Below are 12,304 nucleotides of genomic sequence, written 5' to 3' on the forward strand. Positions count from 1 at the left end.
CCCAGTTCATGAGAGCGCTTTTTTAGTTTTTCCTGTGGCTAACGCTGTTGTTGGGTCTTCTGGCCAGGGATGCTTGGGGTAACGTCCTCGCATCTCTGAGCGGACGTGGCGGTAGGGACCACTCCAGAAACTGCGCAAGTCATCGGTGACAGCCAGCGGTCTACCAGCCGGAGATAAAAGGTGGAATTGCAATGGTTTCCCGCAGATAATAGGGGAGAGTCCTGCAGTCCAAAACATTCTTGCAGTTTGACGCTGATCTTAGGTCGATCGTCGGAGTAATCAATGCTGACGCTACGTCCGCTGGGAACGTGCAGGGCACTAGACACTAATTCCTCTAACTGAGCGGCCTCAGGCCACGGGAGCAGCCGTTGGAGTGCTGGATACATATCGACTTTGGTGATGGTCGTCCCTGCTAAAAGAAGATCGATCTCTGGAGTGAGCCATTCTTCCGTGGTGATGGAATCGACATCAGGCCACGGGGCTCCGTAACAATCGAATACGTGGCGAAGCCGATTCTTCAGGTCCAAAGCTTTCTCTGAAAAATTAAAAAGGGTCAATCCGCGTGATTGAATGACCTCTGCAAGAGCTTTTCGCGCGGATTCTCCTTCCAAAGCGCAAGGCGTTGAGTTGAGTACGATGGCACCCGCTCGAGTCACGCGGGTCCCTCGTAGTTTTCCTTCAGCGAACGTGGCTGTGACCTCTTCGGACGTGCCAATGATCTCTAGTGCGGTGTCCTTATCGATAGCAGCCGCCGTATGAATAACCGCATGGTTTTGGGCCCCTTGCGGCAAAGCGACTTCCGCGATAGCCAGCCATGGCGCGCCTGATAACGATGGGATATTGCGGAGAATCGCCCTTGTACCTTTGGCCAATAAATATGATTCGCCCTCTGCCCGAGCAATATTCTCTGGGAAAGCACGCCCAATGGCTTCTCCAGGAGAAACCACGGAGGCGGACTTTTCTTGGCAGGAATGTCCTTCGGGAGAAGAGCCTCTGCATCTGTGCGAAAGGAGTTTTTCTAATCTAGTTTTCTCTGACTCATAGTGGCGCTGCCCGTTGAGACTCTGAATTTCTTTGGAAACATCGCCTCGAATATGTGCGCCTAAGGCGGCGACAGTGGGGATTGCTGAAACACCGTACTCCAGGAGCGATCGTCCGAGCCGTGGGTCGGTGGGGAGCGTTGTTAATGTACGCCCAAGTTCTGTGCAATGCCCTGAATCATCCAAAGCTCCTAATCGAATAAGAGTGCCCTGTGCTTGCTCCATTGCTGCTGTCGGTGGAGCGGTAAGCAGTGGGAATCCCTCGCCGCCTGGGGCGCCCCAGCTAGCTAAGAATAAGGCTGTTTGAGTGAGATCGGCGGAAGATATTTCTGGCGAGGCATGAGAACTAAAGCGGGAGAACTCTTGGGCTGAATAACACCGCAGTACGCTACCTGGGCCTTCACGCCCGGCACGGCCAGCCCTCTGGTCTGCAGAAGATTGACTAGTGCTTACCGTGACTAGTCCGTTCATTCCTCTTCCCGCATCTCGTTTAGGGATACGAGAAAGCCCTGCATCAACGACGATTCTCACGCCGGGGACGGTAAGAGAGCTTTCTGCGATAGAAGTGGATACGACTATTCGCTGTTCAGCGGGGTAAAGCGCAACTTCTTGTTCGGCGCTTCCGAGTTGTCCATGCAGGGGGAGAACCTTGATGGAGGTAGCGGCTTCTAACGCAGCGCATACTGAGGAAACTTCACGGACACCGGGTACAAAGACGAGCGCGGAATGTTCTGACTGAGACACAGCGTGTGCGGTGACTGAGGCTAGATGGCGGATGTAGTCCCGACTGAACTCCGAGCGTCCTGGCGCAGGAAGATACTCTATGTTCACGGGGTGTGTGATTGCCTCCACTGTCACAATGGGGGCTGAGCCGACAAGACGTGAAAAATTGTGGGCATCTACAGTTGCAGACATAACTGTGAGGAATAAATCGGGACGCAGCTCTCGGAGTTCAATGAGCATGCCTAGAACTACATCGGTATCCAGCTGTCGTTCATGAACCTCGTCCACAATGACTGCTGAAACTCCTGGTAACTCCGGATTGGACATAAGGCGGCGCAGCAGTACACCTGGAGTAACAAACTCTACGAGTGTGCCGCGTTGAGACTCGCCTCGTATGCTGAAGCCCACGCGAGAGCTCTTTTCGCGTGCACCATCGAGGAACCTGAGCCGATGGGCAGCCGCGCGGACAGCGACGCGACGGGGCACCACTACAATTACTTTTCCCTGGCTCTGAGACCTGCTTTTATGCAGAATATTGGCAATCAGCGGCGGAACGACTGTAGTTTTTCCCGTACCCGGTGGAGCTTGGATTATGACAGCACCAGAAGAGAGCAAAGCCGATTCTATCGCGGAAATCGAACCCATAACTGGAAGTCCGTTGCCAATGGAATCGAGATCAAAGAAAGTCATAGTGGGATACATGCTACTGCGTGGCATCATCGGTTCTTACCGCCGATGTGAGTCCCTGGACCGGGAGACCTACGGCTAATTCCGATCGTTCATAACAAGACTCCGAGGGCATTCTGACAACACGAGCGGGTTGTCCCATAGCAATGGCGTAATCAGGGATGTCTTTAGAAACAATGCTGCCATCCCCGATAACCGCATGTTGTCCGATTGAAACACCTGGTAGCACGATCACTCCCGCACCTAACCACGCGTGATCGCCTATGACAATGGGGTGAGCTATTTCCCAGCCACCTGCCCGCATTTCTGCATCATCAACGGGATGCGTAACTGTGATGAGCTGGCAGTTGGGCCCGATCACGGCATGGGCACCAATGGTTACTTCAGCGGTATCAAGGATCGTCACATTGTAATTAATAAAGACATCTTTGCCCACGGTGGTGTTGCACCCATATTCAATGGTCATCGGCTGTTTAATCGTGCAATACGAAGATTGGGGACTCAATATGCGCTTGAGCAGCTCTTTGAGTCGCTTCGAATCTGATGGTCGTGTGTGGTTGTAGTTATATACCAACTCTGCGGTTCGGTCGGTGTGCTCTCTAATCTCCGCAGATACCGGAAGGTGCCATTTTTGGTTGCGGAGATCATTCAAAGTGCTGTGGTTTAGAGGATCAAAGTTCATGTGCACGATTCTAAAAACTGCGTTTGACATTGCTACTACATTTGGGTGGGTGCCTACGCTTTTCGATTCTTATCCCGTACCTAGATCTCCGCAGGTCATCAGGCCTGGCGTTGTGCATCTTCCAGGTTTTCTCTCGCTCGCAGAACAGCGCGCAATTGTGGGGAAAGCGCGTGCGGTTGCGCGTCGATTAGCTCATACTCCTTTGGCAATGCATCAGCAGCAGTGGAAGACAGGGACGATGAGTGCACATCTTATGTCGTTGGGAAAACACTGGGAATATAGCTCTCATCAGTATGTATCGGAATGGCAGGGGCAGAATGTGCCCGCTATCCCAGACAGCTTTTTGGCCCAAGCATATGAAGCCATGAAACAAGCAGCTTGTCTGGACTCCTCCCTGGCACCGTGGGCTTCTCATTATCGTATCGATGCTGCACTCGTGAATTACTATCCGCCAGGTTCGGGGATGGGGCTGCACCAAGATGCTTTCGAGGAGTCCTCGGCCCCGGTTGTTTCCCTATCCATAGGGGCCACGGCGGTGTTTCGAGCAGGTAACTCGGGAAATCGGAATAAACCCTGGCAAGACATACTGTTATTAAGCGGCGATGCACTTGTATTTGGTGGTCCTTCAAGGAAGATATTTCACGGTATTAAGCGTATCGACGACGCCACTGTCCCGGATAACTGCGGACTTGAAAAGGGGCGAATCAATATGACGTTTAGGCAGGTAGAACTGTAGTTCTTCGCCCTGTTAACTGGCTGAAGGGGTGGGAAGGGGGATGAGTGTCATAGCGAGTTTATAGAGTGGCCACATGAATACCAGCAATGCACTGAAACCATTGAACACAAGCGCTGTACGTGCAAAGGGGCTCGTTGTAGGTGAAGACGGACGAGTACGCCCTGAATGGGCCGCAAAAGATCCATTGCTCAAAGAATATTACGACTATGAATGGGGAAAACCTGTTCACACAGAATCAGGCTTATTAGAGCGATTATCGTTAGAAGCATTCCAATCTGGTCTCAGTTGGGCAACCGTGTTGCGCAAACGCGATGCTTTTCGCACAGAATTTTATAATTTTGATGCGGATACGGTTGCTCGCTTTACGAAGGGCGATGTTGTTCGTTTACTAGGATGCACTGGAATTATCAGAAATCGACGCAAGATTGAAGCCGTGGTAACTAATGCTCGCGCGACGATTGCCTTGCGGGAGTCCGGAGGATTAGACGCTTTTATTTGGGGATTCGCCCCTAAAGACCATCAACCGCCAGCTACGCTAGCAGATACTCCCACGGTTTCTCATGACTCAAAAGCCTTAGCGCAAGCGCTGAAGAAAGCCGGATTTACGTTTATCGGTCCAACGACGTGTTATGCGCTAAGTCAAGCTATTGGCATGATCGATGACAGACCGGTGGGGGCATCGAAATTACTCGACGATGATCTGCGCAAAGGAGTGGTGGCATGACAAAGACCGCAATCGTGACTGGGGGCTCTTCTGGGATTGGTGAAGCCACAGCTAGGGCGTTAGCTGCCGATGGCTGGCACGTCATTGTGGCGGCACGCCGGATGGACAGACTGAACCGTATCGCAGCGGAGATTAGCGGTGAAGCCATACAACTAGATGTGACTAGTGATGAGTCAGTTGCTCATTTTGCTTCCCGCATTCAAGAATGCCATCTTCTTGTCAACAATGCTGGAGGTGCGCTTGGCTTGGATCCTATAGCGGAGGCATCGATTGCAGACTGGCAATGGATGTATGAAACTAACGTACTCGGTACACTCCGAGTCACTCGTGCTCTTCTTGACGTGCTTCATGACGGCGCACAGATCATAAATGTTAGTTCTATTGCGGGTATCGCCCCTTATGCAGGTGGCGCGGGTTATAACGCAGCAAAGTTTGACGTTACTGCTGTTAATTAAAGTAATGCGCATCGAATTTGCCCAGCGTAATTTACGAGTAACAGAAATTAATCCAGGACGAGTTAAAACAGACTTTTCACTCATCCGTTTCCACGGTGATCAGGCTAAAGCTGATGCAGTTTATGCAGATAAGCTCAATCTCACTGCAGAGGATATTGCCGAGTCCATCAGGTGGGTAGCTTCAGTCCCCGAACATATGAACATTGATCGGATGGTCATTACTCCACGCGACCAAATCGTTTAAGAGGAGGAAACGTGACGATAGGGGAACTTGGTGCGCTTTTTGTTGTATGGATATGCGTGCTGATTCTGCCTGGCCCGGACCTGCTTCTTCAGGTTATTCGGGTGGGGACAAAAGACCGCCGTGCTGGCATCTGGTGTGCCATAGGGATCATGATGGGAAGCACCATATGGATTGTTGCTTCCCTTATGGGACTATCCACGATCTTCATGGCACAACCTGTTCTCATGCGTCTCGTACAGATCATCGGAGGCTGCTATATTGCCTGGATCGGATTTAGCTCATTGAAATCCGGTATTCAGGAGATGCGGGACCATAAACATGGGCCTTCACCGGACATGATTGTGAACAGTCTGCAGCAGGACAATGGAGCTTTGACGCCGTTTCATGCACTAAAAACTGGAATGGCAACCAACCTATCCAATCCCAAAGCATTAGTGTTTTTTGCGTCAGTATTTGCGCAGTTTCTTCATTCAGATATGAGTGTTGCCTGGACTATCTTTATTGCAGTCTTTCTGATCACGATTGGCCTGTGCTGGTTTATTAGCTTTGCAGTGATGGTGCGGGTGCTGGCAGAAAAATTGTTAAGAAATGGTCTCTGGCTGGACATGATTGCTGGCACATTATTCGTGATTATCGCTGCAGTTATGGTCTTTGAGGGGATTACGGGGATCGTGCAATAAAAGTAGACTAAGGGTGCTTTTTCGTTTCAGTATGACAAGTTGGGAGACATCATGATTGTTACTACGACCAGTGTTGTTTCTGGCCGGGAAATTTCTGAGTACGTCCGGGTAGTGGCGGGAGAAACCATCGTCGGTATCAACGTGTTCAAAGATATTACTGCTGGTTTTAGAAACCTGGTGGGTGGCAGAAGCCAGGCCTATGAAGGTGAAGTGAAAAACGCGCGTGAACAAGCTTTGGCGGAGATGGTGCAGCGTGCCATCGAGCTTGGTGCTGAAGGCGTAGTGGGCGTGGATATTGACTATCAAACTCTCGGCTCAGATAACGGAATGATGATGGTTTCTGCGACCGGTACAGCAGTGCGCTTTGCCCAAAACCACTAGGTGGTGGGCCGCACGATAGACTAAGCATCATGCACGCGCAGGATGTCACCATTCGTGACCAAGAGATCAAACTAGGTCAATTTATTAAGCTCGCCAGTCTCGTAGAGACTGGCGGCATTGCAAAGGAAGTTATTGCGAACGGCGAGGTCACGGTCAACGGTGCCGTGGATACTCGTCGTGGCAAGAAGCTTAGCGACGGAGATGTGGTCTGCGTAGGAACTCTCTGCGCTCGCGTTAAAACCACGGCTGAAGAAGACGACTACTTTGATGAAAAGACAGCCGATGATGATTTTGACCCGGAAGTATGGAGGAACGTTTAATGCCAGCTTTCCAAGCTGCATCAGGAATGCCATATTGGATTGATCTGACATCCAGTGACTTGCGTAAATCAACATACTTCTATGCGCAGGTATTGGGATGGGAGATTGAAGAATTCGGCCAGGATTACTATCTGGCACGGGTACAAGGCCTCCCAGTCGCAGGATTTATTAAAAGACCAGAGGATCAGCAGCAAGCTGATACCTGGGTGACCTACTTTCTGACTGATGACATTCACACTGATTGTGAGAGCGTCGAAAAGCTAGGTGGCCGTGTGCTCGCAGAGCCAATGGAAGTACGGCTCGGTCTCATGTCCATTGTCGTGGACAATTCAGGTGCGCTTTTTGGATTAATTCAGCCTGCTGGGGAAGATGCTTTTATTGCAGCTGGTGAACCAGGAACGCCAGTTTGGCATGAATTAACGTGTACAACGAACTATGCCAAAGCGGTGGAATTTTACCCCTCCCTGTTCAACTGGACCACAGCTACGATGGACTCGGATCATAATTTTGAGTACACCACAGCGGAGACTGACGGGGGCGCTTTCGCTGGGATTTTCAATGCAGAAGGGCAATTTCCTCCTCAGGTGCCCAGTTTTTGGCAGACCTATCTCGGGGTCTCCAATATGGATGAAGCAGTGCGGAAGGCAAAGGAATACGGAGGAGAAGTAATTCGTGAGCCATTTGCTTCAGAATTTGGTTTGATGAGCATCATTTCCGATTCAACAGGCGCCACGGTGACGCTATGTGAAGTGGAAGAAGCCGTGGAAGAAGGGCGTGAGTCTGATCCTTTAGATGGGATCGATCTCAGCCAATTTGGTCTCTAAATAAATGCATGAGCTCGATGATCTCAGTTCGAGAGTCCTTGACGTGGTCGACGGAATACCCGTTGGCCACGTGCTTTCTTATGGAGATGTTGCAGAAATCGTAGGTACTGGTCCGCGACAAGTCGGGAAGATTATGGCGACGGTTGGGCATCTGACTGCTTGGTGGAGGGTAGTGAGGTCGGATGGGAGTAGCCATGTGGCTGATCGCGCTGTTCAGCACTGGGATTTAGAAAATATTGCGCACAATGGGAAAAGGGTTTCCATGAGTAAGTCTCGATGGGGTTGCATGTCTTAGAAAATATGTTCTATAATGAAGGGAATTGGGCAAGGGGGTAAGTCATGCAAGAGATATCTGAAGCTATTGATCGAATCGCAGACGATATTGCTTCTTTGCGTGAACTATTGACCAAACCGGAATAAATTAACTTTTCTGAAGTGGTCGATTCCTTTGTGAAATTAGAACAAGCTTTCTCTTTTAAAGGCTATAGCGATGCTTTCGTGGCCTACTGCGCGCATATTAATAATGCAGGCGCACTCGTAGGGAGTAAAAAGTCCGTCGATTTTCTTGTTAATGGTTTAGATCTTTCCCTATCGGAAGCTCGGGAAAGGCTCGCGAGAGGCATTAATCTTTTCGCCCTTCCCATAGAGGACAATCTGCGGGCGGACGCAGCGAGAACAAAAGTTGAAAAATTAAAGATCATTGATCGAGAGCTGCGGAGCCTAAAAGAAAACACTGAGATAAGGGCCCATCACTTACGAGCGGAATTTATCGCGAAAGCGCAAGACATGGGCGCGGAAGCCCTTGGGCAATACATGAGAAATCGTGTGAAAGAGCTTAACTGTAAGTCTGACCCAGACCCATATTCTGCGATTAAAAGAAGAAAACTCACCGTAAGCAAACCAGATAAAGACGGTGGGGTATACGTGAGTGGTTATTTGCCGCCGGCCACGGGGGCCTTGCTTAAATCTTTGCTCACTCCTGCGAGGAGAAAAGGTGCTGCATCACCAGTTGCTCCGGAAGAAGATAAGCGAACCTGGGCGCAACGAAGAGTTGATGTTTTCCACCAATGCCTAGCTCAAAATTCTTCCATAATTGCAAAGCACAATGGCGGCGTAGGGACTGTTATTGTGTCTGCAACCATGGAAGAACTTGAAAAAGCTAACTTTTCCACTCGTTTTTACACAAACACAGATGTCGAACTCTCTCCTCTAGACCTGTTGATGCTAGGCCTCAGAGAAGACCTCTTTGCTTGTCTTATGGATCAACAAGGGATTCCACTGCAGCTAGGGAGAAGTAAACGTACAGCTAGTGTCTATCAACGTTTAGCGCTGGTAGCTAGGGAGGCCGTGTGCTCGCACCCTCATTGCGAACAACCCGCTTCTAATTGCGACGTTCACCACTTGGTAGCGTGGTTTGAGGGTAGGCGCACGGACCTTGAAAATTTAACCCTATTATGCAGACATCACCACACGAGCAACAACGATAGAAGAGATTTTCGTTTTGGTGTGGGGCACTATGAGAGGGAAGCGGGGGTCGTAAAATTTTATAGACCGGGTGCTCCCCCAGAAGAAAATGAATCTCCAGGTAGGCGCAAGTCTGCGGGTTACCGGATAAGGCTGGCGGATACACCTATCCGCCAGAGTGCCTAGACCTCGTCTACGTTTTCTTCCCAGTTCAGGGAACGCTTTACTGCGCGCTTCCAATCGTGGTAGAGCTCGTCGACTTTTTCCTGCTTCATCTTGGGTTTCCAGACGTGCAAATCGCCTTTTTGCTGTGTCAGGAATTCAAGATTCTCCCAGTAACCCACAGAATAGCCTGCGGCGAAAGCTGCTCCAGTAGCGGTAGTCTCCACGTTCTTAGGGCGGGTGACCGGAACACCGAGGATATCTGCTTGGAACTGCATCAGGAGTTCGTTGTAGGTCATGCCTCCATCGACACGAAGCTCAGTGAGCTCCACACCTGAGTCGGCGACCATAGCATCTGCAACGTCACGGGTCTGGTATGCCGTTGCTTCCAAAACAGCGCGAGCCAGGTGGTTGCGGTTGACAAAGCGGGTAAGTCCGACGATGACTCCTCGGGCGTCTTGTCGCCAGTATGGGGCGAACAGCCCGGAGAAAGCTGGGACGATATAGACGCCGCCGTTGTCTTCAACACTGCGCGCCATGTTTTCGATCATGGGAGAGTTGGGGACAAGCATGAGGTTATCGCGCAGCCACTGGACTAGCGATCCACCGACCGCGACAGAGCCTTCCAGTGCGTAAACCGGCTTTTGGCCTTCGATTTGGAAACCAACCGTGGTGAGCAGTCCATTTTCTGACCATTTAGGGGTGGTTCCTGTGTTCAGGAGCAGGAAGAGGCCTGTGCCGTAGGTATTTTTTGCTTCGCCTGGGCGGAAGCAACCTTGGCCGAACATGGCGGCTTGTTGGTCGCCAAGCATTGATCGGATGGGCACGCCAGAGAGGGATCCGCGCTCACGGACCTGGTGGAAGTCGCCAACCGAGGGGCGTATTTCCGGGAGCATTTCCATGGGGATGTCCATGGCTTTGCAGAGGTCCTTGTCCCATTCAAGTTTTTCAATGTCCATGAGGAGGGTGCGGGAAGCATTGGTGACGTCGGTTGCGTGCAATGCTGGTGTACCGTCATCGCCGTCGGCTCCGCCGGTGAGGTTCCACAGGAGCCATGTGTCGATGGTGCCAAAGAGCAGCTCGCCTGCTTCTGCGCGTTCGCGGGCGCCGTCGACGTTATCGAGGATCCATTTGATTTTGGGGCCGGCGGGATAAGAGTTAATGAGGAGGCCGGTCTTGCGGTACCACCGGTCGGCGCCTTTGTCACCAGCGAGTTCTTTGCAGATTGCGGTGGTGCGAGTGTCTTGCCACACGATGGCGTTGTATACGGGCTCGCCGGTGTTTTTGTCCCAGACTACTGTGGTTTCGCGCTGGTTGGTGATGCCTAACGCGGCTATGTCCTTGGCGGAGAGATCGCTGTCGGCTAGGGCGGTGCCTACTGCACGGCGGGTGTTGTCCCAGATTTCAGTGGCATCGTGCTCAACCCAGCCCTTTTGTGGGAAGATCTGTTCGTGTTCGTATTGGCCGACGGAGACTTGGTTGCCGTCATGGTCAAAGATGATGCAGCGGGTTGAAGTAGTGCCTTGATCGATGGCTGCTATGTACATGATTGCTCCTTACAGTAGGCCTGCGGCGACGGCAGCAAGCATAGGTGCGACAATCGGAACCCATGCATAAGACCAGTTTGCGCTGCCTTTGTCTTTGATTGGAAGGATGAATGCGTACGCTATGCGTGGCCCGAGATCACGTGCCGGGTTGATGGCATATGCGGTGGGGGAGCCGAGGGAGAGGCCGATGGAAACCACGATGAATGCAACGGCGAAGTATTTGAGTGGGCCAACGTCTCCGGAGGGACCGAATGCAATAAAGGCTAGAAGCACGAAGGTTGCAATGAATTCGGTGACTGCGTTCCAGAAATTATTCGGATGCGCCGGGTTGGTAAAGAAGATGCCGCCAGTGGTTTTGTTGCCACCTGGGTTTCCGTCTTCGTCGTAGTTGTTAGCGTCGAAAAGCTGCTTAAAGGCTGCCCAGCAGAGGAATGCGCCGAAGATGCCGCCGAGTAGTTGGCCTGCGAAGTACCAAGGGAGCAGGTTCCATGCGACGCTGCCTTTGGTGGCAAGCATGAGTGTTACTGCAGGGTTTAGGTGTCCACCGGATGGGTCGGCGATGCTGGCGCCTGCAAAGACGGCCAAACCCCAGCCAAATGCTATGGCCAGCCATCCTGCATTGCGCCCCGCTGATGTACGGAGGGTCACCAGCGCGCAGATGCCATTACCCATCAAGAGCAGGATGGTTGTTCCAAAAAACTCCCAGTATAGATATTCAACTCCAGTCATTTTTGTCCTTTGGTAGTAGGTGACTAAAGGTAATACAGAACGAAGAAAAATTTATGTGTTTTTAATTTAGGAAATTTGCTACGTCTTTCACCCTTTCGCGCATAACTTCCGGAGTAGCGACTCGGTGCTCAGAGACGTATTCCTTGACGGTGGATTGAGCCTCTGCCCACGGGTAGCGGTCCGCGACGGAATCCTGAGTGGCCACCTGCAAGAAGGTGGGTGGGAAAGTTTGCGGGAATTCTGCGTCGCGTAGGTGGGCGGGGAGATGATCGAGGGCTAAATGCGGAAACGTGAGGGCTTGCGCATCCCATAAATCGCTGGTGAGAGCGGCTAATGCGGCTCCCGAGGAATATCCCCAAGCCACGAGACGCGGCGGGTTCATGCTGCGTACCCACTGGGCAGCGTGACGCACCGCGGCGATTACCTCGGAGAGTGAGTGTTCTGGGAGGAGCGGGTAGTCGAGGTCGAGGAATGTGATGCCGGAGAGATTGGCCACGGCTGCGACCTCGGGGCGCCAGGAGTTCTCCAAGGCGACTCCCGAACCTTTCCACCAACCGCCAGGGTGGAGTGAAATACCCCACACTCCGGTTGGGTGTGCGGGACGGATGATCTGAGCGTTGGGTATGTCTTCGGTGGTCACACCGTCGCTAAAAGCGACGCCCGGCGTGGTGTGATCCAGTGCGGAACCAAGCATCAGCATGGAAGCATGGGTGATTCGGTCGGCGAGGCGGGCGTCGTAAGTGTCCAGAACATGGGGGTCAGAGGGAGAGTCCGACCATGGAGGATTCATCGCAGGGCGTTCATAATGGGCCGCTATGTATGTGGAAAGCTGCTCCAATTGCTGTTCGGGTGTCAGTTTCCGATCTTTACCGCCGACTTCAAAATCATCCATGCGGCCCATGGTAC

General features: G+C 51.9%; 12 protein-coding genes and 2 pseudogenes. 9 read left to right on the forward strand and 5 right to left on the reverse strand.

The genetic code is table 11. The features are described 5' to 3' along the window. Positions 1-6: 6 nt before the first annotated feature. Positions 7-2,453 (reverse strand): annotated as a pseudogene (gene hrpB, locus ET810_RS05235) (ATP-dependent helicase HrpB). Between the two features lie 13 nt (positions 2,454-2,466). Continuing rightward, on the reverse strand, positions 2,467-3,132 hold the full coding sequence (locus ET810_RS05240) for a sugar O-acetyltransferase (protein ID WP_225870188.1): 666 nt from the start codon (positions 3,130-3,132) through the stop codon (positions 2,467-2,469). Here ET810_RS05240 and ET810_RS05245 point away from each other — a divergent pair. The 9 genes and pseudogenes from ET810_RS05245 (at position 3,131) to ET810_RS05290 (ending at position 9,146) form a co-directional block, all read left to right on the forward strand. Beyond that, positions 3,131-3,868: an alpha-ketoglutarate-dependent dioxygenase AlkB gene (locus tag ET810_RS05245; protein WP_087453147.1), complete on the forward strand. Its 738-nt coding sequence runs from the start codon at positions 3,131-3,133 to the stop codon at positions 3,866-3,868. The genes ET810_RS05240 and ET810_RS05245 overlap by 2 nt on opposite strands. A gap of 73 nt (positions 3,869-3,941) precedes the next feature. Further along, positions 3,942-4,592, forward strand: coding sequence for a DNA-3-methyladenine glycosylase I (locus tag ET810_RS05250; RefSeq protein ID WP_087453148.1), 651 nt, complete (start codon positions 3,942-3,944; stop codon positions 4,590-4,592). Beyond that, positions 4,589-5,291, forward strand: a pseudogene (locus ET810_RS05255) (SDR family NAD(P)-dependent oxidoreductase). The gene ET810_RS05250 and the pseudogene ET810_RS05255 overlap by 4 nt, the downstream one beginning before the upstream one ends. Positions 5,292-5,302: 11 nt before the next feature. Then, complete coding sequence (locus ET810_RS05260) at positions 5,303-5,971, forward strand: LysE family translocator (protein ID WP_134316087.1); 669 nt, start codon at positions 5,303-5,305, stop codon at positions 5,969-5,971. Between the two features lie 51 nt (positions 5,972-6,022). After that, a complete protein-coding gene (locus ET810_RS05265) occupies positions 6,023-6,352 on the forward strand; it encodes a heavy metal-binding domain-containing protein (protein WP_087453150.1) in 330 nt (109 codons plus the stop codon). A gap of 29 nt (positions 6,353-6,381) precedes the next feature. Beyond that, complete coding sequence (locus tag ET810_RS05270; protein ID WP_087453151.1) at positions 6,382-6,672, forward strand: RNA-binding S4 domain-containing protein; 291 nt, start codon at positions 6,382-6,384, stop codon at positions 6,670-6,672. Next, positions 6,672-7,496, forward strand: coding sequence for a VOC family protein (locus ET810_RS05275; RefSeq protein WP_134316086.1), 825 nt, complete (start codon positions 6,672-6,674; stop codon positions 7,494-7,496). Before ET810_RS05270 ends, ET810_RS05275 begins: the two co-directional genes overlap by 1 nt. Before the next feature lie 4 nt (positions 7,497-7,500). Beyond that, positions 7,501-7,791, forward strand: coding sequence for an MGMT family protein (locus tag ET810_RS05280; protein ID WP_087453153.1), 291 nt, complete (start codon positions 7,501-7,503; stop codon positions 7,789-7,791). A 140-nt stretch (positions 7,792-7,931) separates the two neighbouring features. Beyond that, positions 7,932-9,146: an HNH endonuclease signature motif containing protein gene (locus ET810_RS05290; protein ID WP_225870187.1), complete on the forward strand. Its 1,215-nt coding sequence runs from the start codon at positions 7,932-7,934 to the stop codon at positions 9,144-9,146. Here the strand turns inward: ET810_RS05290 and glpK are convergent. The 3 genes from glpK to ET810_RS05305 all read right to left on the reverse strand — a co-directional run bounded on the left by glpK (position 9,143) and on the right by ET810_RS05305 (position 12,299). Continuing rightward, positions 9,143-10,669: a glycerol kinase GlpK gene (glpK, locus tag ET810_RS05295; RefSeq protein WP_087453155.1), complete on the reverse strand. Its 1,527-nt coding sequence runs from the start codon at positions 10,667-10,669 to the stop codon at positions 9,143-9,145. The two genes, ET810_RS05290 and glpK, sit on opposite strands and share 4 nt — an antisense overlap. Positions 10,670-10,678: 9 nt before the next feature. After that, a complete protein-coding gene (locus ET810_RS05300) occupies positions 10,679-11,398 on the reverse strand; it encodes an MIP/aquaporin family protein (RefSeq protein WP_087453156.1) in 720 nt (239 codons plus the stop codon). Positions 11,399-11,459: 61 nt separating this feature from the next. After that, positions 11,460-12,299 (reverse strand): alpha/beta hydrolase, encoded by an 840-nt coding sequence (locus ET810_RS05305; RefSeq protein WP_087453157.1) that lies wholly within the window; start codon positions 12,297-12,299, stop codon positions 11,460-11,462. Positions 12,300-12,304: the final 5 nt, after the last annotated feature.

Source organism: Corynebacterium silvaticum, from assembly GCF_004382825.2.
In the GTDB taxonomy this organism is placed as follows: Bacteria; Actinomycetota; Actinomycetes; order Mycobacteriales; family Mycobacteriaceae; genus Corynebacterium; species Corynebacterium silvaticum.